The 25,801-nt window shown below is 47.9% G+C and carries 19 protein-coding genes; all 19 read left to right on the top strand.

The genetic code is table 11. The features are described from left to right. The first annotated feature begins 90 nt into the window (after nucleotides 1-90). The 19 genes from J4G07_01760 to J4G07_01670 all read left to right on the top strand — a co-directional run bounded on the left by J4G07_01760 (nucleotide 91) and on the right by J4G07_01670 (nucleotide 25,707). The gene (locus J4G07_01760) at nucleotides 91-2,037 is read left to right on the top strand and encodes a sigma-70 family RNA polymerase sigma factor (protein ID MCE2412707.1); all 1,947 of its coding nucleotides are present in this window, start codon (nucleotides 91-93) and stop codon (nucleotides 2,035-2,037) included. 336 nt (nucleotides 2,038-2,373) lie between these two features. Then, nucleotides 2,374-4,227: a tetratricopeptide repeat protein gene (locus J4G07_01755; GenBank protein ID MCE2412706.1), complete on the top strand. Its 1,854-nt coding sequence runs from the start codon at nucleotides 2,374-2,376 to the stop codon at nucleotides 4,225-4,227. A 150-nt stretch (nucleotides 4,228-4,377) separates the two neighbouring features. Further along, the gene (locus J4G07_01750; protein MCE2412705.1) at nucleotides 4,378-7,437 is read left to right on the top strand and encodes a sigma-70 family RNA polymerase sigma factor; all 3,060 of its coding nucleotides are present in this window, start codon (nucleotides 4,378-4,380) and stop codon (nucleotides 7,435-7,437) included. Nucleotides 7,438-7,492: 55 nt separating this feature from the next. Next, nucleotides 7,493-8,497, top strand: coding sequence for a PD40 domain-containing protein (locus J4G07_01745; GenBank protein MCE2412704.1), 1,005 nt, complete (start codon nucleotides 7,493-7,495; stop codon nucleotides 8,495-8,497). Nucleotides 8,498-8,594: 97 nt separating this feature from the next. Continuing rightward, on the top strand, nucleotides 8,595-9,020 hold the full coding sequence (locus J4G07_01740) for a hypothetical protein (GenBank protein MCE2412703.1): 426 nt from the start codon (nucleotides 8,595-8,597) through the stop codon (nucleotides 9,018-9,020). A 703-nt stretch (nucleotides 9,021-9,723) separates the two neighbouring features. Beyond that, nucleotides 9,724-11,166, top strand: coding sequence for an ABC transporter permease (locus J4G07_01735; protein ID MCE2412702.1), 1,443 nt, complete (start codon nucleotides 9,724-9,726; stop codon nucleotides 11,164-11,166). Between the two features lie 77 nt (nucleotides 11,167-11,243). Continuing rightward, nucleotides 11,244-12,089, top strand: a complete 846-nt coding sequence (locus J4G07_01730) for a LamG domain-containing protein (GenBank protein ID MCE2412701.1) — start codon at nucleotides 11,244-11,246, stop codon at nucleotides 12,087-12,089. 336 nt (nucleotides 12,090-12,425) lie between these two features. Next, on the top strand, nucleotides 12,426-12,629 hold the full coding sequence (locus J4G07_01725; GenBank protein ID MCE2412700.1) for a hypothetical protein: 204 nt from the start codon (nucleotides 12,426-12,428) through the stop codon (nucleotides 12,627-12,629). Further along, the gene (locus J4G07_01720) at nucleotides 12,619-12,930 is read left to right on the top strand and encodes an ABC transporter permease subunit (GenBank protein ID MCE2412699.1); all 312 of its coding nucleotides are present in this window, start codon (nucleotides 12,619-12,621) and stop codon (nucleotides 12,928-12,930) included. Before J4G07_01725 ends, J4G07_01720 begins: the two co-directional genes overlap by 11 nt. After that, the gene (locus J4G07_01715; GenBank protein MCE2412698.1) at nucleotides 12,900-13,799 is read left to right on the top strand and encodes an ABC transporter permease subunit; all 900 of its coding nucleotides are present in this window, start codon (nucleotides 12,900-12,902) and stop codon (nucleotides 13,797-13,799) included. The genes J4G07_01720 and J4G07_01715 overlap by 31 nt, the downstream gene beginning before the upstream one ends. A 64-nt stretch (nucleotides 13,800-13,863) precedes the next feature. Continuing rightward, entirely contained in the window at nucleotides 13,864-16,761 is a 2,898-nt protein-coding gene (locus tag J4G07_01710) for a sigma-70 family RNA polymerase sigma factor (protein ID MCE2412697.1), read from the top strand. 57 nt (nucleotides 16,762-16,818) lie between these two features. Further along, entirely contained in the window at nucleotides 16,819-17,577 is a 759-nt protein-coding gene (locus J4G07_01705; GenBank protein ID MCE2412696.1) for a DUF1080 domain-containing protein, read from the top strand. A 257-nt stretch (nucleotides 17,578-17,834) separates the two neighbouring features. After that, complete coding sequence (locus J4G07_01700; protein ID MCE2412695.1) at nucleotides 17,835-18,914, top strand: mandelate racemase/muconate lactonizing enzyme family protein; 1,080 nt, start codon at nucleotides 17,835-17,837, stop codon at nucleotides 18,912-18,914. Between the two features lie 399 nt (nucleotides 18,915-19,313). Continuing rightward, nucleotides 19,314-20,120 carry a DUF547 domain-containing protein gene (locus J4G07_01695; protein MCE2412694.1) on the top strand — a complete coding sequence of 269 codons (807 nt, stop codon included), beginning with the start codon at nucleotides 19,314-19,316 and terminating at the stop codon, nucleotides 20,118-20,120. 191 nt (nucleotides 20,121-20,311) lie between these two features. Next, the gene (locus J4G07_01690) at nucleotides 20,312-21,346 is read left to right on the top strand and encodes a Gfo/Idh/MocA family oxidoreductase (protein MCE2412693.1); all 1,035 of its coding nucleotides are present in this window, start codon (nucleotides 20,312-20,314) and stop codon (nucleotides 21,344-21,346) included. A gap of 262 nt (nucleotides 21,347-21,608) precedes the next feature. Beyond that, on the top strand, nucleotides 21,609-22,721 hold the full coding sequence (locus J4G07_01685) for a terpene cyclase/mutase family protein (protein ID MCE2412692.1): 1,113 nt from the start codon (nucleotides 21,609-21,611) through the stop codon (nucleotides 22,719-22,721). A 234-nt stretch (nucleotides 22,722-22,955) separates the two neighbouring features. Beyond that, a complete protein-coding gene (locus J4G07_01680; protein ID MCE2412691.1) occupies nucleotides 22,956-23,783 on the top strand; it encodes a carbon-nitrogen hydrolase family protein in 828 nt (275 codons plus the stop codon). A 488-nt stretch (nucleotides 23,784-24,271) separates the two neighbouring features. Next, a complete protein-coding gene (locus tag J4G07_01675) occupies nucleotides 24,272-25,168 on the top strand; it encodes a DUF58 domain-containing protein (GenBank protein MCE2412690.1) in 897 nt (298 codons plus the stop codon). Nucleotides 25,169-25,170: 2 nt separating this feature from the next. Further along, a complete protein-coding gene (locus J4G07_01670) occupies nucleotides 25,171-25,707 on the top strand; it encodes an O-acetyl-ADP-ribose deacetylase (protein MCE2412689.1) in 537 nt (178 codons plus the stop codon). Nucleotides 25,708-25,801 lie beyond the last annotated feature (94 nt).

The following is a 25,801-nucleotide window of genomic DNA, read 5'->3' as shown; positions in this document are numbered from 1 at the left end:
AGCGTGTTGATTCAATTAATTGTTTGTGGGATAACTGATGATAGGAATGTGGGTATAACCAAAGCTGTTCGCGTACCTTGGAGGATCCCGATGGTAGCAGACGATGTTCAACTCATTCGTAGAATTTTGTCAGACGATGACGAGGCATTCAGCATTTTGGTCCAAAAGTACCAAAAGAGTGTTCATGCACTTGCGTGGCGGAAGGTTAACGATTTTCACTATGCCGAAGAAATTACACAAGACACCTTCCTGCAAGCATACAAAAAACTCTCGACACTCAAAAACCCTAACCAATTTGCTGGATGGCTCTACGTCATTGCGAATCGACTTTGCATTAATTGGCTCCAACGCCACAAGCCTGCACTGCAATCGCTGGAGGACACGTCTATGGAAGAGATAGAGGAATCCGCGTATAACCATTATGCCGCGGAGCAGCGCGAAGCCGAAGGTGCCAAGTATCGCCAAGAAATCGCCCAAAGACTGCTGTCCAAATTGCCGGAGAGTGAACGGACAGTCATGACGCTCTACTACCTCGGTGAAATGACAGCCAACGAGATAAGCAAATTCTTAGGTGTCTCGGTAAACACAATTACAAGTCGGCTCCGGCGGGCACGAGAACGTTTGCAGAAGGATCAAGAACGCTTGGTTCAGGAAGTACTCGGCGGTGTGCAGTTATCCAACAACCTTACCGAGAACATCATGCGGCAGGTCGCCGACGTGAAACCGATACCATCTCCGGTAGCGAAACCGCTGCTCCCGTGGGGTGCTTTTGGTATCGCGACCCTTCTAATTGCCTTGCTATTAGGCGCGACGGGTCAATACCTCGTCCGCTTCCAGAGACCCTATAGTTTCGATGCAGTCTCCGAACCCACGGTTGAAATTATTGATACCTTTATCGTCCTTGATGCCGATTCAAAACCCGATGTGCGGAACCAAGTCGGACGTGCGACTTCCGCCGATAAAAATATCGGGACAGGACTACAGGCTTCCGAGACACCCATGATATCCGATACACAAGGAAATTCTCTCAGATTTACTACAGCGCAATGGACGCAGAAAGCCGACATGCCAACAATCCGGTCTGACTTTTCTACCTGTGTTGTGGATGGAAAGATATTCGTGATAGGGGGCAGTCTACGGCTCAAAATTGATGAATACGGGGACCTGTCGCTTTCAACCGTAGAAATGTACGATCCTGAAACCGATACATGGGCAGGAAAGGCGAATATGCCGACAGTTCGGTCTAACGTCTCTGTCTCAGTTGTGGATGGCAAAATTTATGCCATTGGTGGATCAAAAATGAAGAAGTATCAGGTGCCTCGCGGTTTCGGGCATGAGTCTGAAGAACTTCCAACTGTAGAAATGTATGATCCGGCGACAGACACATGGACCCAGAAATCGGATATGCCGACACCACGGAAGACCAAGACTTGCGTCGTGGATGGTAAAATCTATGCCATTGGTGGGTGGTCAACTGCTAATGAACAGTCGCAGTTAGAAACTGTGGAAGTCTATAATCCAGCGACAGACACATGGGCAAAAGCCCAAAGCATGAACCGTGCGCGTTGTTCTGCAGCAATTAGTGTTGTGAATGGAGAAATCTATGCTGTGGGTGGGATAGGGTGGCCCCCGAATTACGACCAGTCAGGTCGGTATCTTTCATCTCTATATCTTTCCAGTGTTGAAGTGTTCAATCCCAAGACGAATCAATGGCAGGAAAGAACAGAGATGTCTGTTCCGAAAGCGGCTCACTCAACAAGTGTAATTGATGGCAAAATCTATGTCATGGGGGGCTACTTTCAGGAAGAAAGGAAACTTAATCGCCTTTCAACGATTGAGGTCTACGATCCCGCAACTGATCGTTGGACCCAAGAGTCGGACATGCTGATTGGAAGATCGGGACATGCGACTGAAGTCATAGATGGGCACATCTACATTTTGGGCGGAAGTGCTGTTGGTAAAGGTCTGCTGACGAGTGTTGAAGTCTATAACCCAAGAGAAGTTTCCGAGCGTATCGATTCAATGGGAAAGTTGTGAGACAGGTGCAAACCAATTACAAAAACAATAATTGAATCTCCAATGGCGAGATTTCACCTTCATCCACCCTCATCTTTTTTCCAGCCTTCCAATCGGACCCTCTTAACTAACCTCACTGGATTAAAATCCAAATTTCTTTTATTTTTTCAAATTATGCAAGCCTTCCCTCCAAAAATGTGTCTTTAGTAATTGAAACATATTGTGGACCACGTTCAGGTGAGTTTACACTTTGAATTCTATTTTTTCAAATTATGCACCCTTTCCGTCCCAAAAATGTGTCTTTAATTATAGGGGAGTATGATTCCAACGACCTTTAAGGCAAAGGGATATGTATAGATGAAATTCATTGGCAAAGTGTCGGCGTTAATCGGGTGTTTAGTGTTAGGTTTCCTGTTGTCCTACGCAGATGGGCTTGCACTGCAGGAGGCGCACATCGAAAGAAACACTCTGTTGCTGAACCCGAACCAACGCACTGCACATATCGGAAAAGCCGCTACGGTCATCTTAATTGTTAACGCCGATGATGGGACAATCGGCAACGGGAGCGGTTTCTTCGTTGGACGGGATCTGATTGTTACCAGTGTTCACGTCCTTGCCGGTATTCATGGCAAGTCCTATACTTGGGAGATGGGCTCGATTAACCAACCGACGCAATATTCGATTAAAGGCGTTGTGGCAAGCGATCCAGAATACGATCTGGTTATCTTAAGGGTCGAAGGTAAGGAAACAGCGGTTCTCCAGCTTGGCGATAGCGATACAGTGAAACTTGGAGAAAAGGTTATCGCCGTGGGAACCCATGGGAACACCAATAAGGATACTTTGGGTAGAGCCATAGAGGGCACGATCAGTCGAATCGCTGCCACTTTCTTCCGTGTGAAAGCCACACTTTTGCCAGGATACAGTGGCGGTCCCGTCCTAAATAGCGCAGGAGAAGTGATAGGGATTTCTGTAGAGGGCGGCGAAACCAAGAGTTCGGGATACGTTATCCCTTCAAATCGTCTCAAAGCACTGCTTGAAAACATGTCTGAACGGGAGAAGTCTGTGGAAGAATGGCGAGCCGAACCCATGATACGTGCCTACGCACTTGCCAATCTTGGTGATGCAGAGAAGGTCCTTGGAAATGCGCAAAGTGCCATCGCGGCTTACGATGCCGCGATACGCCTAACACCCGATTTTGCGGCTGCCTATGCCAAACGAGGGTCAGCAAAATATAGTTTAGGAGATTATAGGGGGACTATCAAAGACTACGATGCCGCTATTGGCACTGGGCTCGATTATGCGGCTGTCTACGTGAATCGTGGTGTAGCGAAAAGGAACGTGCGACACCATAAGGGAGCCATCAAAGACTATAACATCGCGATTCGCCTTGATCCGGAGAATGTTGAGGCTTACCTTAACCGCGGAAATATAAGGGTGGATTTGGAAGATTATGAAATGGCGATTGAAGACTACAATACGGCAATTCGTCTAAAACCGAAGGGCATCATGCTTCCGTTTGCCTACGTTAAACGAGCCGGCGCGAAATTGGATTCAGGGGATAAGATCGGAGCTCTCACAGATTATGATGAAGCGGTTCGTCTGAAACCAAACACCCGGGGTATCCTCATCGTTGCATATCTTAATCGCGGGATCGCAAAGTTTGATGTAGGAGACAATCAGGGTGCTATTGAAGATTATGACGAAATGATTCGCCTGAATCCAGGGAATGCGATGCTTGCCAGTGCATACGTCCATCGTGCTGACGCAAAGGCTAAATTGGAGGACAAGGACGGAGCCATCAAAGATTATGACGAGGCTGTCCGTCTCGCCCCAGAGGATGTTGACTTTGTTGCTTATGTCTACAGCAAGCGAGCCGTTGTGAAATTGCAACTTAGCGACAGTAAAGGAGCGATTGAAGATTGTGATGCCGCGATTCTGCTTGACCCTGAGCTTGCTGAAGTCTACAAAACTCGAGGCGAGGCACGATCGAATTTGGGAAACCATAGTGGAGCCACCAAGGACTATGATACAGCGGTTTACATGAAGCCTGATTATGCCGAAGTCTACTATAAACGGGGGTGTGCAAAGGTTGAAATCGGCAACATCTCAGAGGCAAAAGTGGATCTCCGAACCGCGTTGAAACTCGCGAGGTGGGAAAGCGATCAGGTCCTCACGGCAGACATTGAGGAAACCCTCCGCCTTTTGAAATGAAGCATTTGTGACGTTTGCGAAGTTTCTTTACATCCCTGCATGTCCACTTAATTATCGATTCTGCTATAATATCTTTGTGAAGGGTAGGTGTCTCTGTTTCGTAGGAATGTGAGTGCGACCAAATTTGTTCGTGCATCATGGAGGATCCTGATGGTAACAAACGACGTTCAACTGATTCATAGAATTTTATCGGGCGACGACGAGGCATTTGGTGTCTTGATCCAAAAATACCGAAAGGGCGTTCATGCCCTCGTATGGCGGAAGATTGGCGATTTTCACTATGCTGAGGAAATTACGCAAGACGTTTTTCTTCAGGTATACAAGAAGCTTTCGACGCTCAAGAATCCCAGCCAATTTGCCGGGTGGCTCTATGTCATTGTGGATCGACTCTGCATCAATTGGCTCCGAAGACACAAGCCTGCGGCGCAATCGTTGGAGGCAATGAGTATAAAAGAGATAGAGGAATTCTCTTATGCCTGCTATGTATCGGAGCAACGCGAAACAGAATCGCTTGAGCGTCGGTATACAGTCGTCAAGAAATTGTTGAAGAAGTTACCGGAAAGTGAACGCACGGTGGTAACACTCTACTATCTCGGTGATATGACAACCAAGGAGATAGGCAAATTCCTCGGTGTATCCGTGAACACGATTAAGAGCCGATTGCGTCGGGCACGGAAACGTTTACTGGATGACCAAGAACGCTTCGTTCAAAAGGTTCTCGGTGGTGTCCAGTTATCGGAAAACCTAACAAGCCATATCCTGCGACAGATCACCGACATGGAACCGATACCGCCTCCGACTGCGAAACCACTATTCCCGTGGGTTGCTTTCGGCACCGCTGCTCTTCTAATCACCTTGCTATTAGGCGCGAGTCAACCCTACCTCACCCGTTTTCAACAACCGTATAGTTTTGAGGCAGAATCCGAACCGACCATTGAAATCATTGATGTGCCTTTCACGCTTGAGAGTGATTCAAAACCGAGTGTCCGGAATCAGACCGGAAGTGCTGTGTCCCCGGGTAAAAACAACAGTGCCGGTTTACAGACTTCTGAAGCACATTTGACGACCATTAAGGAATCGGATGGACCCGCTAAATTCTCTACAGCGCAGTGGACACAGGCAAGTGGTCCACAAGGGACCCCCATCTTTGATACTTTTGCTGCGTCTGACGGCACACTCTACATTGACACACAAACGGGGGTCTATAGGTTAACAGCGGACACATCTATTTGGACACGCATCGTCCCGGATATCTCAACCCCTGGCGGTTATATGTCTATGACAGAGTATAACGAAACCCTCTATATCGTTTCTGATGATGAAATCTTCGCTTCCAGTGATGATGGAGAGACATGGAACGCCTTTTGTCCTCGACCAGAGGGACCTTATCATGTTGGGCTGATCGTAACCGATGCACCGCAAATCATGCCTTCGCGAACAGGCATTGCAATGTATCTTGCGTTTCGAGATGAAGGCGTTTTTCGATCTACGGATGCCGGTACACGATGGGAACTCCTTGACAAAGGATTGACAGGTAAACGCATACGCGCAATGGTCGGAATAGGAAGCGCGGTATTTGTTGGCACAAACGAGGGACTCTACCGTCTCAGTGCAGAGCGATGGGAGCAGGTGCCGGTGGAAATCTTCAAAACTACCCAATCCTTTGAAAACGAAGCTTTTGCTGAGGCTGACACCGGGTTCTACCGTCTCAACGCAGATCGTTGGGAGCAGGTGCCCGTGCAGTTCTCCAATGCTATCCATTTCCTGAAAGTCTTTGAAAACAATCTCTATGTTGGTGTCGGTTCGGATCTGTCCATGTGGCACTCGCGTGAAACGAAAAAAGGGATAATAGTAAATCCAAAAGCACTCAGAGGAGCGATTTTCCACTCGGACGACTTAGGTAAATCGTGGACGGAGATAACGCCTAAAAATGAGCCTCTCTTTTTTACGGCAAGTAGGACTATAGAATTTTGGGTCGCTGGCGAGACGCTCGTTTTAAACGGTTCTGAGCAATTTCGGTCAACAGATGCGGGAAAAACTTGGACAAAGCTTGGCGTTAACACGCGTTCGTTGACGGGTCTTAATTCACGACATATAGGCGTAAACGGAACGACTTTTTATGCGGTTGGAACGAACGGGGTTTATCGAACAATTGACGCCGGTGAATCGTGGTACCCATTTATGGATGGGATCATAGGGACGAAGATAGGAAGTTTGGTGGCATTCAACAACCGACTCTATGCGTATACCTACCGTGATATTGCCCAATCAACCGATGCGGGTGAATCGTGGAAAAGCGTTCTGATAGATTCCAAATCGACGAAGGAAGAGCAGTCTCCCACTAATTTCTCTTCTAATTCAAACTTGGTGGTTGAGGAGGGCGAGCTTTATGCGATTACGTCTGAAAAAGAGAATCTGCGGATTTACCGCTTATCTACGGATACCAATGTCTTCTCGCCAGTTCAAGGGATACCCGCTTTTCATGCAGGAATGTTGTCCACTGAATTATGGAAAAATATTACGGAAGCCAAATATATCTCTCTCTATAATCGCATGGAAATGGATTCGCGGTTGATAAGTGCGTTGCGTAGTGCAGCAACCCGGGCAACAACCGGCGGATTTGCAATCAATGATGGAACGTTCTACGTGGAATACCAGCGAGTACTTTTCAAATGGAAAACCGGCGATTCAGAGTGGACGAATACCGGATTAGTAGACCTCACCGAAGACTCGTGGAGGGGTAGGCCTTGGAGGCAAGGATTCAAATTGGCGACTGCAGGGCAGACCGTCTACGTCGGAAAGCGAAATGGCACACTCTTTCAATCGCTTGACGAAGGGAACAGTTGGAGAGATATTACACCGAACCTTCCACTCCACTTTACCCGTTTCAAAGAGATAATTTTTGTCGGGGCAACGATTTACATCGCAACGGATGAAGGGGTCTTGGTTTCACAGAATGGCGAACACTGGCGTGTGCTCACCGATAAAATGGGGACGCGTCCTGTCATCGATAGATTCGCAGTCGATCATACTGAGGTTTATGGTGCGGGTAATGCAGGAGTTTATCGTTTAGATGACCATAGCAAGTGGGAACAGATTTCTCCAAGCATTCGGCGTAGAATTGACGCGCTTGTCGTCAGTAATGATAAACTTTACATTGATCTTGAGCAAGGTGGGATGTCCCATATCCCGCTTGAAAACCTACAGTAGATTCAGTTTCCCAACAGCGTTAGATATCTAAGGAAAATAAAGGAGCCATTCTGAAATGAAATACACGCGAACCTGTATCGCATTCTGTATCGCATTCCTGCTCAGTAGCAGTTTACAAGCCGCTCAGGGTCCAGTGCTTTCCTATGTCGTTGAGCAAGCAGGAACGGCTGAAATACACTGGGCAGATACTACTGGCAATATTATCCGTCGTATTAAAACGGACGTGCCTAATATGGGTTCGCTCTCATGGTCTCCCGATGGACGGTATGTCGCCTATCAATCCAATCACGAAGGCACTCCCAATATCTATGTGATGGACGTCCAAAATAAGACATCTCGTCGGTTAACAAACCATGAGGGCAGAAATCTGAGACCCGCGTGGTCACCAAATGGAAAATGGATCGCCTTTGTCTCGGATCGAGCAGGAGAGTATCTGGATGTCTATAGAATGGATACCGACGGTTCAAACGTTAGACGGTTGACAAACCAAGGTAATAACTGGAGGCCGGGTTGGTCTCCAGACAGTCAATGGATCGCCTTTACCGCCACTCATGGCAGACGTACCGCCCTGTATATAATGACCGCCGATGGAAGAGGTCGGAAACAGCTGAAACAAGATGTGTCCACATCGTCTGGAGGCACATGGTCCCTAAATAGCAAACAGATCGCCTTTGCGGCTGGGAATCTATTTGAAGATGGCATAAACATTCGTGTCATTGATACGAATAGAAACAATCCACAAAAACTAACGCAGGTTGGGGCATTGTCGTCGGCGACACATCCAGCATGGTCTCCCGATGGTGAGTGGATCGCCTATTCTGTGAAAAAGATAGTGAATCTGCCCCCACCGGGTGTACGCGTCCCCATCGCTGAAGTCTATAGCAAATGTACCATCCATATCGTCAAGGCTAAAGGGAATGCCGGTGAACCCCATGAAATCGTCAATGGGTTACCGCTACAACCGATGCCAGCATGGGTGCCAGAGACTGCATTTCCCGTCTCACCGAGTACAGAGAAACAGACAACTCTCTGGGGGAGACTCAAGCAAATGAACGAGTAATACAGTCACACAAGAATCCACACTAACCCCTGAAGTCCCACCTACGAAGGAACGGATTGAAGTAATGGAAAAACACCTATCAATGAAGGAAAGTATCATGAAGTACTTAGTTTTACTCACGACTCTGATCGCTCTGCTCAGTTGTGGAAGCGGTTCAAACCCTGTAGCACCCAACCTCTCGATGGATACAAGCCAATCCGCCGAGAAAAATGAGTCGTCAGTTGTGGCGGATCCGTTAGTAGTACCTCCGGAAGTTATGGTTGAACCACCGGTACGAGTCATAGCACCTCCAGAGGTAGTCGTAGACCCAGAAATAGAAGCGATCATAGAAGCAATCGTCCGAGATCTTCCCAAACCGCCTGAACCCCCAGAAGCTGAGGCTGATCCACCGCTCAGAATAATAATAGAACCACCCAATCCACCCGAACTTCCAGAAGGTGTGGCTGATCCACCGGTCCAAATAATAATAGAGGCAATCGTCCGAGACCTTCCCGAACCCCCAGAGGATCCGCCGGACGAGTAATCGCACCAAACCTTGTTGACAATACCTGTTCGATCCCGACCCTATAATCAAGGCTCGGATATAGCGCGGATGTGTCAGAATTTAGCAATGGAGGGGCGACACCATGTTCGCCCTTTCCTTCAATCCTATAAATCCCAATTCAGACAATCTCGACGACCAACCACTGAAGCCTATTTGTACCGCCAACCGTTAATTTACGGCATAAGCCCGGTAATCCTCCCACCTCCTGCATCTAATCACCACCACCAACACTATCTTCTATAGGAGCGACCTCTTGGTCGCGACGCTCACACCCTCTAATAAGGGAGTTAGGGAATTCCTCACAACTGGTAACTCGCAACTATATAGTAGGGATATCCGAATCCCGGCTACCGACTGCTAATTTTTTACATTTTTTCAAATTATGCAAGTTTTCGCCTCAAAATTGTGTCTTTAGTAATTGAAAGAGATCGTGGATCACGTTCAGATGGATTTACGCTTTGAATTCTATCTGCTACAATTTGAGATGTGGCGCGAAACAATGTCACCCTAAATATTGTGACAGCACAGTTATTCTGGGTGAAAACAACAGCATTTTGATGGAATAGGATGGGTGTTTGCTACGTCCGCTTAGGAACCTTTCATAAACGGCAGTGTGTTATTGAACAAAGAATCGTCCAAAAATTGTTACCCGATACCAATCAAGTCAATGAGGGGTCCTTTAATGTTAATAACACTGATTCAGAAAGAGATAATGCATCATATCCTGAGTGCCCGATTTGTCGCGCTCCTTTTGATGTGTGTCCTGCTCATTCCGCTCAACTTCCATATCAATTACCGTCGTTACCTCCACCGCCAAGTTGACTATCAAGAAGCCGTCGAAAAGGAAAAGAATAAGGACCCGGCGGAACAACCTTGGAAACAGAGAAAGACGACAGATCCGAATCTTGAGGTTTCCAAACTGATACTTAAGCCCACACCTTTGAGTGTGTTTGCGACCGGTTTAGAATCCGCCCTTCCGAATTCCCTCGGAATGACACGCAATGGGATAAAGCGTGGGGAAGCGGCACTGTCTACCGCGCCAATCGCTTTTCTTTTAGGTCATCTCGACTTTGTATTCGTTGTCAGCACTGTCTTTAGTCTGCTCGCGCTCCTGTTTACATTTGATGCAGTCGCAGGCGAAAGAGAAGCAGGAACACTTCGGATAACGCTCGCCAACGCGCTGCCACGTGATATCTTTTTGTGGAGCAAACTCATCGGTGGATACCTCGTCTTCACCCTTCCGTTCTTAATCTCATTAATTATCGGCTTACTTGTGCTGGTCTGGCAGGGGTTCCCGTTGGCTGAACCGGACATCTTTCCGCGCGTCCTTTGCCTTGCCCTTGTCTCACTGCTCTACATAGCTGTCTTTTTTGCAATGGGGGCGGTGATCTCGATTTATTTCGACAGTTCCAAGACAGCACTCATCGTTGCCTTTACCATCTGGGTGTTCGCTGTCCTAATTTTGCCACGTGTTGGGTTTCTCGCAGCGCAAATCGTCGCGCCGACTTCAACAACAGCGGAAAGCGTCTACAGGGAAAAGACAGCGAGGCGTGCAGAAATGCGGCTTTCCCTCGAAGCGAAAAGAGGCGAAATTATGGGTAGAATGATACAGGAATCTAATGCGAATGCCCTACAGGGGGAGAAAACGACGGGCTTCTTTAGGTTAGATGAAGAATTCGTTGACAAAATGAATGAGGAGATGGCACCTCTTGAAGAGGAAGCCCGGTTGAAATACCGAGACCTCGCGACGCAACTTGACAGGCGTTACCAACAGGAAAGAAAACACCAAGATGCAATCGGCATAAACTTTTCCCGAATCACGCCTACGGCTTCCTTCATCTTTCTGGCGACGGATGCTACGCACACCGGTCAGGCGAAAAGAAATACCTACTTCCAAACTGGGACCCGCTACTACGAGACACTCGATACGGAGATGTTCAGCAAAATGTCAGAAGCGGCTCTTATTCATGAAGAAATCTCGGACCCGATGCCACCCCCGTCGCTCGCGGAATTGAGCTTAGAGGAGACACTCCAACATGCCGCCCTGGATTTGCTGTTGCTCTGCTTCTTCGCAGGTGGGTTTGCAACCGTGGCGTTTCTGAAATTCTTCCGCACAGATATTTGAACGAAAACCGTCAGAGTTTGAAAATTGTGGATGGATCCAAGTGCTTGCAAACACTATTCTACTATGGGAGGACAAAAATGAGACATGTATTTCTCCAATTTATATTATTTGTTCTGATACTTATCACAGCAAGATACACTACAGCAGATCTCACTAAAGGACTTGTTGTTTACTTTACGTTTGACAACGTTAAGGACAAGCAAATTCTTGATGAATCCGGCAACGGTCTGGATGCTAAGGTTATCGAAAATACGCAATTTGTCATGGGTAAATATGGGAAGGCAATCCGTATCACTCGTGAGACTGAAGATTGTGTGAATATCCCAGATTCCCATAAATTGAAAATCGACGATGATATAACGATGATGGCATGGGTGTATCACGAGAATTGGAAGGGGCGTTCTTCCCAATGGTTCGATAAAGGGATTCGTAGCAAAGATCGCCATAGTGCATACGGTATGGCAGTCTACGATGAAAAGGATATTGGCGGTGCCGGATGGTTCGAGGATGGCTCCGGTATTGGCATAGTATTGGGAACGGGTGAACTTCAACACCAGCAAATGATCCTGGTTAATAATACAATGAAGGATAGAAAGTGGCATCACATTGTGGGGACTGTGGGGGATAATGGCGTGAAAATCTATCTTGACGGAGAATCTATAGTCCAAACTTTAAACGAAAACGTCAACTTCAAAGGCACGAATAAGGAGGATTTGCGGATTGGCTGTGTGAAGAATAAGCCACAGTATGCCTTTGAAGGCGGTTCCATCGATGAAGTCGCGATATGGAGTCGTGTGCTCAGCGAGGATGAAATCAGAACCGCGATGCGGGGTCCCTTGCTCGCGGTTTCTCTGAAGGATAAGGTCACTATGACGTGGGGCAATATTAAGCGAAAGGCGTTTTATAGTAAAGTTTACAATTAAGTAGACACCTACCTCTCGCCTCCCCTGCTTGCGGGGAGATTGAGGGGCGTGTCCATAATCCATAAATGGAAAATTGAATGTCTTTGATTAACCTTTAGCTTAAATAGGACTTACGCATTGATGCGATAAATCGCATCACTACAAACGTAAGGGTTATCCTTTGAAGGATGCCTGTTTCTCAAAAGGCGCATGGTTCGTAGTAGTGCAATTCATTTCGCAGTGCGTAAGTCCTGTTAAAATTTTGGTTTTTTCAGATTATGCAAGTTTTGCCGCTAAAATTGTGTCTTTAAATAATTGAAGCGTATCATACCGCGATTTGGAAATGGAGACACTTTAATGTTAATAACCTTAATTCAAAAAGAGATAATGCATCATATTCTGAGCGTCCGATTTGTCGCGCTCCTTTTGATGTGTGTCCTGCTCATCCCACTCACACTTTCTATCAATTATCGACACTATCGCCAGAATCGAGTAGACTATCAGGAGGCAGTTAAACGTTCGAGTGCTGAAGCGAAAGAGGCACCGCCAAATGCCCATTAACCCAACGCCGTTGAGCGTCTTCGCGAACGGGTTAGAGGAAGCACTCCCCACCTATCTTGGAATGACCCGTAATGGTGTCCGACGGGGTTCAACAACACTGGCGGAGGCGCCGCTCTCTTATGCTTTAGGACACCTTGACTTTCTGTTTGTCGTCAGCACTGTTTTCAGTCTGCTCGCGCTCCTGTTTACATTTGATGCCGTTGCCGGGGAAAGGGAAGCCGGGACACTGCGAATTACCTTAGCAAATGCATTACCGCGTGACCTCTTTCTATGGAGCAAATTGATCGGTGGCCGTTCTTAGTCGCATTTCTATTCGGTTTACTCGTGCTTGTCTGGCAGGGGTTCCCGTTGGGTGAGTCCGACGTTTTTCCACGGGTACTCAGCCTCACCGGAGCTTCGCTGCTCTATATTGCGGTGTTTTTTTCGATAGGAACGGTGATCTCTACCTATCTGGACGATTCCAAAACAGTTCTCATCGTCGCTTTCACCGTCTGGGTACTTGCCGTGTTGATCGCACCACGCGCTGGTTTTGTTACCGCTAAGCTTATCACACCCGCTCGAACAGCGCAGAGTGTCTATATGGAAAAGACGGCAATTCGCAATAATCTCAATGCAGAGAAGGATGAGAAGATTACAAAAAAAATTATGGAAGCCGCAGGAGGCCGCCTTGAGATAAGACCCGATGGCGAGGACAATTTGCGAGAACTCCGCGAACCTATTGAGACGGAATATCGACTGAAATTCGAGAATCAAGCGAACAAAATTGACAGGGCATATCAACGTGAGAAGGCGAGACAAGAGTCCATGGGCGAGACACTTTCCCGAATCACGCCGACATCTTCCTTAACTTTTCTCGTCATGAACTTAACACAGACAGGAAAGTTAAAAAGGGATACCTACTTTCAAACCGGCGACTCCTACTATGCCCAACTCAATACGGATTACTTCACTCATATTTCAGATGATCCCTTTGCACAGATAGCACAAATGGCAGCTCGTATGAATCCATCTCAGTCAAGTGAGGAAAAAATCGCGCCACCCCCAAATGTGATCTTAACTTCCTTAGGCGAGACATTGCGCCGGTCTACAGTGGATGTTTTGCTGCTCTGTTTTTTTGCTGTAGTGTTAACAACCGTGGCGTTTTTGAAGTTTTTCTGGACAGATATTTGAGTGGAGATCGTTAGCTTGCGGATGTTCAGGGCGACTAAACTATTCATTATCATGGAGAATCCTAATGGAAAAAGAAAATGATGTTCAACTCATACGCAGCACCTTATCGGGCGACGACGCGGCATTCAGCACCTTGGTTCAAAAATACCGAAAGAGTGTCCACGCCCTTGCATGGCGGAAGATTGGCGATTTTCACTATGCCGAAGAGATTACGCAAGACACCTTCCTCAAAGCGTACAAAAAACTCTCAACGCTCAAGAATCACGATCAGTTTGCCGGATGGCTCTATGTCATCGCAAATCGGCTCTGTATCAATTGGATACGAAAGAAAAAGCCTACTTTGCAATCGCTGGAAGGAACACGTGCGGAAGAAGTAGAAAAATACTCCTATGGCCATTATATATCGGGAGAACGTGAGACAGAAGCCATTGAACGCCGTAGTGAAATCGTCAAAAGACTCCTATCCAGACTGCCAGAGAGCGAACGCACGGTTGTTACGCTCTACTACCTCGGCGAAATGAACGCGAAGGAAATTGGTAAATTCTTGGGTGTGTCCGTGAAAACGATTCATAGTCGCCTGCACCGGGCAAGAAAGCGCTTGCAAGAAAAAGAAGAACTCTTGGTTCAAGATGTCCTTGGTGGTGTGTTATTACCTACGCATTTGATCGAGAACATCATGCGGCAAGTCGCTGACCTGAAGCCGACACCGCCTCCTATTGGGAAACCGCTACTCCCATGGACGGCTTTTGGGGCGACTGCCGTCTTGGTTATACTGCTGCTGGGTGTGAGCAATCAATACATGACCCGTTTTCAGAAACCTTACAGTTTAGAGGCACAATCTGAGTCCACGATTGAGATTATTGACGCGCCTCTTGTGCGCAACATTGATTCAAAGCCTACTGTTCAGAATCAAGTTGGTCGTGCCGTTACGCCGAGCGAAAACTGGGGTCTGGGTCAACAAATGACCGAGACGGTTTTGGCATCCAATACGCAGGAGAATTCCGCGAAGTTCGATAATTCGCAATGGACACGAACCAACGGACCTCACGGGGGTAATGTGTTCGATATCTTTGTTGCATCTACAAGCACACTCTACGCGGCGGCACCGACAGGTATCTATAGATTGGCACCGGACGCAACCGCATGGACACTCATCAACACGAGTATACCAATGGGGCAGTTCCGGATGCCGATGGCTGAGTTTGGGGACACCCTCTATATTGTTTCCACCGATAAAATATTCGCTTCAACGAATAATGGTGAAACGTGGAAGGTCTTTTGCTCCCGACCAGCGGGACATGCCGTTGGACTTATCATCATGAATGAAACAGGCGCGCATAACTCACAACCACGTCCTATAATGTATCTCGCCCTTCAAACGAAAGGCATTTTCCGATCCACAGATGCTGGTGTCCACTGGGATCCCTTGGAGTATGGACTCACAGTCGAAAATGTTTATGCAGCAACTGCGGTTAAAAACACGGTGTTTGCTGGCACAAACAAGGGGCTCTACCGCCTCAATTCAGATGTATGGGAGCGATTACCCGTCCATCCATCCGAGCAAGCCATCCTGTCTCTAACCGTTTTTGAAAATAATCTCTATGTTGTAGCGGGACCTGAGCCAGCAAGATGGAAGTTTTCCCAATCAATCGAAAATATTGCAGTACAGATACACATCACGGACAGTCCAAGTTTAGAGAGGGTTTTCCACTCAATTGACTTAGGGGCATCGTGGACTGAAATAACGCACGGAAATGGATCCCCCTTTCGGAGTGCAGCACTTGGTGCGGTAGTTCTGACGAACACTGGCGAAACGCTTTTACCACAAGGGGTTGTAACGGCAGACAAGAATACTTTTTACAAGGGTGGTTCATTTGGTATTCATCGCACAACTGATGGCGGCAAATCATGGCATCCATTTACGAACGGGATAATGGAAACAACAATACAGGATCTCGTCGCAATCAACAATAGACTTTATGCACGGACCGATAGGGGACTCGTTCAGTCAGTTGACGGGGGGGAGGTGTGGGAAACCGTTGGAATTGATTCGGATAAGCACGCGCTTGAAGGGATAGGAGAAGAGGTTTCTCCGCTGCATTTTTCTCTCGCTTCACACTTAGAAACTGTTGGCGACGTTCTTTATGGAATCGCCCCCGGAAACGACAACCTACGCCTTTTTCAATTATCTGCAGGTGACAACACATTTGTCCCGGTTCAAGGGGGACCCACTTTTGAACGGGAATTCTCGTCTATTGAGTTAGAGGCATGGACAGAAGAATTCAAACAGGAACTTTTGTCAGATAATAATGAAGAAAATGAGGACTTTCCAGCAGGAGTAGCGTCCTTGGTTAAAGACTATAGCGGCGTTGGTGGGTTCGCAGTCAGTGGACAGATGTTCTACGCCGAATGGAAGCACCGACTCTTCAGGTGGAAGCCCGACGACTCGGAATGGACAGACACGGGATTCGTAGACACCGATAGCACGCTTGATTATGGAATTGGTAAAAGCTTTGAATTAGCCGCCTCGGAGGAAACCGTCTACGTCGGGAAACAGGACGGTAAGTTGTTTCAATCACTTGATGAAGGGAACAGTTGGAAAGATGTTACACCAATCCTTCCGCTTCGCTTTACCCGTTTCAAGGAAATAATTTTTGCAGGATCAAGGGTTTATGTCGCAACGGATGAAGGTGTTTTGGCTTCACAGAACGGCGAACACTGGCGTGTGCTCACCGATGCAATGGGTGAGCGTCCCGTCATAGATAGATTCGCCGTCGACCACACAAACGTTTATGGTGCGGGTAATACGGGGGTCTATCGTTTGGATGACCGTGGAAGATGGTATCAGATTTCTCCAAGTGTTCCAGATGAAGTTGGTTCTCTTGTCGTCAGCAATCACAAACTTTACATTGCCACCCGACATGGCAGGATGTTCCACATTCCTCTTGAAGAACAGTGGTAGATTCGGTTTCCGAAACCCAAAATTCACCTTCTAATCGCAAACTGGAGGAGACGCATAATGAAATGTATATGTATTGTCACTGTCCTTCTCCTCTTGCCCTTTTCCGGCTGGTCAGGCACATTTTTGGAAACCTTTGATGACAAAGATTTGGAAGGATGGCAGGAACTGGTCCAACTGAATAAGGCACCCGGTTCTTGGGAGATCGTCAATGATGAACTTCACGCCGTAAGTCCTGATCCGGCTATGCGTTTACTCACAACAGGTGATGAAACGTGGGAGGATTATACTTTAGAATTTGATGTCAAGCCAGAAAAAAAACACGGTAGGGGGGCTATAGCGATTGCAGCACGGGTTAAGGGAAGTGTGTTGTTCTACTGTAGGTTTGCGGACCCGGTGGTACTGGACGATCCTCTCGCCGGATCATTGTTGAGTTGTGTGACGGGCGATTTGCACGATGTAGAATTTGTAGTTCTCTACTTTGAACCTCACCCGCTTTTAAGATTAAACAAGTGGGCACATCTAAAGTTAAGCGTTAAGGGTGAAAACTTCACTTTTTCGTCAAATGGTGAGAAAATTGTGGAAACAGGTGATGATTTTGCTTTTGTGCATGGCGGGAAAAAAATTGAAGTAAAGGCAGGTAAACTTACTAACGTCCTGACAGGCGGTGTCGGCTTCGGTCTCGCAAATTATACAGCACGCTTTGATAACATCACTGTCACTGGTGATAGCATTCCAAATAGTGGCGGATTCGCCGTAACCCCCTACGGAAAACTCACAACAACATGGGGCAACTTAAAACTGACTGCCGGCCGCTGATAGTTATCTTCTGTAGGAGCGATCTCCCGATCGCGACTTTCCCAGAATTACAAACTCTCCGCTATGGGAGGAATTTCCAATCCCGATTTCGCTCACTTGGATGATGTACCTGCCGCCTTTTTGAGGCTGACTGCCGATTGCTATCCTATTTCCGTTTTTCCTGCAAAAAATATAAAGATGTGGTAAAATAGAGGGACATTGTGAATACCAATACGACACAAAGAACGGTCTAAAACCACACCGTAAACACCCAAACTATGAAAATCACTGACGTTAAAACCTACAATTTACGTTATCCACTCGTTGAATCCTTCGCGAACTCACGCGGTTGGACGAGCACGCGAACTGCCGTCGTCGTCGAAATTTGCACAGATGCCGGCATTACCGGTTGGGGTGAAGGCGTGAGCGTTCCGTCCGCTGCTGCAGTTGAAGCACATCTCATAGGACAATCACCTTTTGACACGGAACGGATTTGGGAGGCGATGCGCGGCGATATTGGTGCGCTGAGCGGCATAGACATTGCACTCTGGGACATCATGGGCAAAGCATTGGACATGCCCATCTATCAACTCCTCGGTGGCGCATTCCGATTGAAGATTCCGGCTTACGCCAGCGGACTCTTCAAGAAAGACAAACCCGACATAACGCAAGCGTTGATGGACGAGGCGAAAGGATACGTCGATGCGGGGTTCCCCGCTGTCAAGATGAAAATCGGTTTCGGCGAGGCTTATGATGTCAAAAACGTCGCTGCAGTCCGACGCGCCATTGGAGACGATACTCTCTTCGCTGTTGACGCAAACTGTGGATACGATGTCGGGACAGCAATTGATGTCGGACAGAAACTTCTGGACTATGACCTTTTCTGGTATGAGGAACCGATTACGAGTGACGATGTAACGGGTTATCGAGAGATCCGACACGCATTGAAGGTGAGAATCGCTGGTGGTGAGATGCTGAAAGGACGCTGGGCGTTCCGAGACCTACTGCAGGAACGTGGGTTGGATATTGTGCAACCCGATCTGAGCATCGCAGGCGGTTTCACGGAGTGCCGAAAAATCGCTGCTATGGCGAGTGCGAACTACGTGCGAGTGCTGCCTCACATGTGGGGTGGTAGCATCCGCCTCGCTGCGACGTTGCACTGGCAAGCCACACTCCCAGATGCACCCCACGCACTCAATCCGATTCCTTCGTTGTTGGAGTTCGATATGACCGAAAACCGTCTCCGAACGGCCTTGGCACCGCAACCGATTAATGCCGTTGATGGATACGTTGACGTTCCACAGGCACCCGGATTGGGCATTGACATCGACCGGGACGTTTTGGAAGAGTATGCGTGAGGACACTTCACCTTTGCTGGCGAGGTGTCGCTTGGGGTGTTGTCTGCGGTTTTTGATAGGGTGGTTCTGCGGATTTTCCTCCTAACCTCACCCTTTTACATGTATTCATAATTATGGCTTTACTATAACCTAATGCTGTGTTGGGTTGAAGGGATTTTCCCTGTAGGGGCAGTCCCTTGTGGCTGCCCACATCCATCATTTTAGGAGTGACACAGCACTAAGCTGCCACTTTGTAGCATAATCTGTTAGGTTGTGCATATTATGACGCAGACTCACAGTCTACGCTATAAAACGCCTGAGATTCATGAACCATTTTTAATCAAAAAGGTCGCTGTCTACCTAAAATCTTGTAAGTAGCAATTTGAGTTACTATAACCGACAACCGACAACCGAAGACTGATGACTGTTAAAAAACGTATCCTAATTGTATGTCTTTTACTTTTATCCTTATGCAGCATTCTTTTTCTTTATCACTTCCGTGTCGAAACGGATTCACGAATCCAGCAGCCCGCGGAAGGCACTGTTTTTTCTCATGACCTGTTTGATCAGGTTTTGCGGGAACATGTCGATGAAAAGGGACGGGTCGATTATACAAAACTGAAGGCGAAACCTGGGAAATTTGAGGCGTATCTGGACCTATTGGCTGTTGCGAATCCAGAGGCGTTATCCTATAATGCGCAACTGGTGTTTTGGGTGAACGCTTACAATGCGCTTGTTATTAAAGGCGTTATTGACCACTATCCGATAACGAGTGTCCGAAAGGTCAAGCTCTTCAACGGATTTTTCTCTCGACTGAAGTTCCACGTTTCGGGTAAGATATACAGTCCGGATCAGATTGAACACGACATTGTCCGCACAGAATTCGTGGATCCGCGTGTCCACTTCGTCCTTGTATGTGCGTCGAGGAGTTGTCCACCTTTGTGGACCCGTGCGTATTCTGCCGATACGATTGAGGAACGTCTTGAGACCGCAACCCTCAACTTTCTTCGGAATCCTGAACATGTTCGGATTGATCGCGCGAAACGACACGTTCATGTCTCTAAAATTTTCAAATGGTACAAAGACGATTTCAAAGAGGGGTACGACGGCATAGCGGATTTCCTCGCCGACTACCTACCGCCTGAAGACGCAGAATTTTTGGAATCGACAGACGTTGAGTTTCGCTACTTGGATTATGACTGGACCCTGAACGATCAAAAACAATAACGGAGTCCATAATGTAATGGATGGCGACTTTTTGATGATAAGGGTTCTGCCCTCTACCACGCTTACAGCGGGTATTTTGTAGAGTCTTCTTAGAATCGGATCCGTAGCCTGCAACAACGGTGCAGGCGACTCGATAAGAAGGCATGTTAAATTTGAAACCCGCGTTATTCACCCGCAAGGAAAAATTAAAAATGGTAAATACAGCCGTTATTGGCTACGGATATGCTGGACGCGCTTTCCATACCTATCTCGTCGGTTTGGCAGATGGACTGAATCTTTATGCTATTGCAACACGGGATGCCGAACGCCGTGAAGCCGCACGCGAGGCATATCCAAAGGTACAGATGTACCAAACGATTGACGAAGTCATCGCAGATGACGCTGTGGACCTCGTTGTGTTAGCTACGCCGCACGATACACATGCCGAACTCTCTATCAAGGCGATGGATGCCGGTAAGAACGTCGTCACAGACAAAATCATGGCAATGAATACCGCCGAGGCGGACGCGATGATTGCGGCGAGCGAGCGGAACAACGTCCTGCTCAGCGTCTTTCATAATCGCCGGTGGGATTGGGATTACAACACCGTGAGAAAGATTATTGATGACGGTTTGCTTGGAACGCCTTACCTTTTTCAGGTCGCGATTATGCGATACGGACCGCCTCGTGGTTGGCGCGGTGTCAAAAGCCAGAGTGGTGGCATCCTTTACGACTGGCCCGCACACTTCGTGGATCAGGCGCTACAACTCGTAACGGCACCGGTTGAATCTGTGTATTGCGACGTTCACTACAATTCGAGATGGGACATTGATATCGGCAACTACGCCAACCTCATCATTAAGTTTGAGAACGATGTACGGTATCAAATTGAGATTGGTAACCTCTCCAAAGCAGAGAAACCGCGTTGGTATATCGTCGGCGATTTAGGTGGGTTGATCAAATACGGCTTGGACCCACAGGAGGGACCAATGGTAGCCGGTAATATTGATGCCGCGCAGCAGGATCCCGAAAACTATGCGAAGGTCTGGACAGAAGCAGGCGACGAGAACAGAGAACTCGTTGTTGAAAGCGTTCAGACGACGTGGAAGTCTTATTATCAGAATATCGCGGATGTGCTGAACAACGGTGAGGAATTGGTGGTCAAGCCTGCGGAGATTCGCAAGCTCATGCAAGTCTACGACGCGGCGATGCAGTCTGCTGAAACAGGAGAAACCGTCCGGCTATAGGCGCGATTTCTTCGTTAGTTTCAAAACCGTAAGCCTACAACAACGGCGCAGTCGACTTTTGAGGAAGGCACGTCAAATCCCTGACCTACGGTCTTTAACCGCAAGGTAAATTAAAATGTTCAGATTGTGGACAATAGCGTTCAGTTTTTGACACAATTATCCATTGAATTCCAAGAATTCACGCCGAAACAGGCTTTTAGAGTTGGCATTGTATTTGCTAATATCATAACTAACAAATAACTTGTCGAAAGGGAGAAACAGCATGAAAATGAAAATACAGTGTGGATTCATATTGGCGTTGCTTCTCATACTTACCGTTGTCCAGAGTGGTATAACGGCGGAGCACGAGACGGACACATCAGCCTATCACGAATTAAACGAGCAGGTCGTTGCGAGTATTGACCGCGGGTTGGAGTGGCTGAAGGGACAGCAAGCCGAAGACGGGCTATTCGCCAATCATCCGGGCATAACGGCTCTTGCACTCACCGCTTTTTTACGACATCCTCAGAACAAGTACTCGGAGGCAGAGCATCCCTTTATCCAGCAGGGACTTCAGCGATTGCTTGCGATGCAACAGCCGGACGGTGCCATCTATGATATCGAGATGCAACCCGCACTGCCGAATTACAATACCGCTATCTCAGTGATGGCACTTTCCTCAACCGGCAACCCAGAATACGCGCTTATTATTGAAAGGGCGCAAGTCTTCCTGAAAAGTTTACAGGTCACAGATGAAGAGAGCGTCTATCATGGTGGGATCGGTTATGGAAGTCGTGAGACTGTGCATGACCTATCCAATCTGAACCTCGCCATCCAAGCGTTAAAAGAGAGCGGTTCCGACGACCAAGAGGTCTGGGACAAGGCGATTAAGTTTCTGGAACGCACACAGAATCGGAGTGAGAGCAACGACCAGTCGTGGGCAGGCAACGATGGCGGCTTTATCTATTCGCCTGACGGTGAGAGCAAAGCCGGCACAGATACCGCGGGAAGCCCGCGCTCCTATGGGAGCATGACGTATGCCGGATTGTTGAGTTTCATCTACGCCAATGTCGCTAAAGACGATGAACGTGTACAAGCCGCGGTCAAGTGGATTCAAGAACACTTCACAACCGAAGAAAACTACGGTATGGGTGCACAGGGTCTATACTACAACTATCATACGATGGCGAAGGCGTTACGACTTTACGGTGAACCCGTTCTTACGGACGCGAAAGGTATCTCGCACGATTGGTACCGAGAACTGGCAGAAAAACTGATTGGGGTCCAGAAACCCGATGGGTCTTGGGTAAATGAGGAGAGTCGTTGGATGGAGGCACTTCCTGTGTTAGCAACCAGTTATGCGATTCTCTCTCTGGATACTGCTTACCCGAAATAGGTAAAGTCTTTCCATTTCCTTCAAGCGAGGTAGGTGCGGTTTCTAACCGCACCGATGTCCTTTCTGAAAAAGTAGACGAGTTTAAAACCTCGCCTATAGGAATTTATCGTAGGCTGGGTTGAGTAGACGAGAACGAAACATTAAACGTAGCCTGCGACAACGGCACAGGCGGATACTCTGAAAAAACCGTCAGATTCCTAATTCCGTCGTTCTCCCGCAAGGTATCATTAAAATATGTATGCGTCGATCAAAGTTTCCGCAATTTCGTTGAAACCTACCAAATGGGATAAAGCCTCCAACGCTGAGAAACTGGAGGCTTTCTTCGTTGAAGCCGCCAAGGATACCCCTCAGTTGATTTTGGCAACAGAGGGGGTCCTTGAGGGTTATGTCGTCATGGATGTCATCGAAGGCAGGGCGGCACCAGAGGCAATGCTTGAAATCGCTGAGCCGCTCGACGGTGCTTATATCCACCGATTCCGTCGGTTAGCACGCCAACTCAAAACCTGTCTCTGTTTCGGGTTCGCTGAACGGTGTGGGACTGCTTCTGTCTATAATTCCGCTGTGTTTATTGATGCCAATGGAGACATTTGCGGCACCTATCACAAAACGCAGTTCGCCGAAGGGACACATCCATCGTGGAACTTCAATTGCATCGGCGAAACGATTCGCGCTTTCGATACACCTTTCGGGCGTGCTGGCATTTTAATCTGCAACGATAGGTGGAATCCGCTGATTGCGCGCACACTTGTTTTAGACGGGGCACAGTTCCTCCTAATTCCCTCGTATGGTTCAAAGGGCAAGGCACAGAATCAGACTGTGCTCGCCAGAGCGCGTGAAAATGGTGTGCCGATTGTAGAAGCGAACGTCGGAATGAACCTCATCATCAGCAAAGGTGAAATTGTCGCATACAAATGGGGCAACGACCAGATTAGCACGGCAGACATTGATATCCCGGTCCTCCCTTCAACCGAGGCAGCGCGTCGTTCTGAACAGGCGTACTTGCAGTCCCAAGGACCTGAGATGGAAACCCGCTATCGGAAGACGATTGACCGTTTACGCTAACGCCGTAGCATTCCTTTATGAAGCATGCCGACAAACACTTGTAGGAGAGATTTCTAATTCCGAACTCTTCCGCTCTTTGCTGATTGCTGACGACCCATCTTGTCGGAATGACCTCCCGGTCGCGACTTTCCACTGAAATCCAACTCGCATAAACCTATTTCCAATAATTGTGTCAAATACTATATTGGAGACTAAAAAGGATGTAGGAATCCAGTAAGATCGAGAGCACAGCTCGCTCCTACAGGAAAAGAGTGCGACCCGTATTAAGAATGGTTAAAGACATAAGCCTGCATCCTCATTGCAAAACAGGCGTAGGCGGATATACGGGAGATTGTTTGAATCAGTATTCATAATAGGTTTCTTCGATCTTTACAGGCTTGTATTTTTAGTAATACCCAAAACGTAGCCTGCAACAACGGCGTAGGCGGATGCTGATCAAAAACCCTCAAATTCCTAATTCCCTTGTTCTCCCGCAAGGTATCATTAAAATGCTTACACCGCAATTCTTAAAGCAGCTTGAACCCTTCCATATCCGATCCTATCGCTCGTTCCGAGGTAAATTCAGAGGTGAGCGCCGGAGTCTGAACCGGGGTGTAGGTATGGAGTTTGCCGATTATCGCGTCTATGAACCTGGCGACGACCTACGGCATGTCGATTGGAACATCTATGCGCGTTTGGGGAAACTCTTTATCAAACTCTTCCACGCTGACGAGGGATTACCGCTTGCACTTCTCATTGATAACAGTCGTTCTATGGCGTTTGGTTCACCCACCAAGTTAGCATGTGCCAAACAGATTGCCGCAGCATTAGGCTATATCGCTTTGGGGCACACGGATAGTGTTGCTGTCTATACCTGTGCTGAACGGCTCTCCGTTGCACTACCACCCGTGTCGAGTACATCACAATTTTCACGTCTCACAAGGATCTTGACCGCAATTGTTGCAGATGATGGGCAAACGCGGCTGACGGAATGTCTCAAGCAGCTTCCGATGTATCAACGACACCCGTGCGCTGTTGTCATTCTTTCCGATTTTTTGGATCCGAATGGCTATGAACAGGGCTTCACATTGCTTGCAGGACGCGGCTTCTCGCTCACAGCTATCCACCTGATGAGTCCAGAGGAGATGAACCCGCAGATGTTGGAAAACGGATCTACGGGTGGAGACTGGTTGGTAGAGGATGCCGAAACCGGCGTAACGAGACCCATCACAATCAATCCGGAAACGCTCTCGCAATACCAGAATCAACAACAGACATTTTGCGACACCTTACAACGCTTCTGTACCGACCAAGGGGTTGGTTACACACAACTAAAAGGTGATATGCCTATAGAACCCTTTATCTTACAGGAGCTGCACAGAACAGGTTTGATTCAGAGGAGGTAAAAATGAAAACACAGATTGCACAAACCGGTTTAGAACTCATCCAAGGCGACATAACCAAAGCACCGGTTGATGCTATCGTGAACGCAGCGAACAGTGCGCTTGTCGGTGGTGGTGGTGTGGATGGTGCAATACGTCGCGCGGGTGGCGATGCCATCGAGCAAGCCTGTGCGGAGATTCGCGCCCGTGAGGGGGGCTGTCCTACCGGTAAAGCGGTTATTACGACAGGCGGCGATCTCCACGCAAAATACGTGATTCACACCGTCGGACCCGTTTGGGACGGTGGAAATTCGGGTGAGCCTGAACTGCTTGCGAGTTGTTATCAAGAGTGCCTCCGACTTGCTATAGAAAACGGTGTTCAAAGTATCGCTTTTCCTTCTATTAGCACCGGTGTCTTTGGTTACCCGACAGAGAAAGCGGTACTCGTTGCACTGACCACGGTGAGAGGTTTTCTGCAACAGAGCGACACCGCGCCAGCATCTGTTCAATTTGTGCTGTTCGATGAGGCGACGTATACATGCTATGCGGACGCGCTGTTTTAACTATCGGTTTCGGTTCCTATAGAGGAACCCCAAGATCCCATGTAGGAGGGTGGAAACACTTTCTTCGCATTGGATTTTTTTGGACAGGCGATCA

Source organism: Candidatus Poribacteria bacterium (genome assembly GCA_021295715.1).
Classification (GTDB): Bacteria; Poribacteria; WGA-4E; order WGA-4E; family WGA-3G; genus WGA-3G.
The sequence above is the reverse complement of the archived record's forward strand: the minus strand, read 5'-3'. Positions and strand labels throughout refer to the sequence as shown.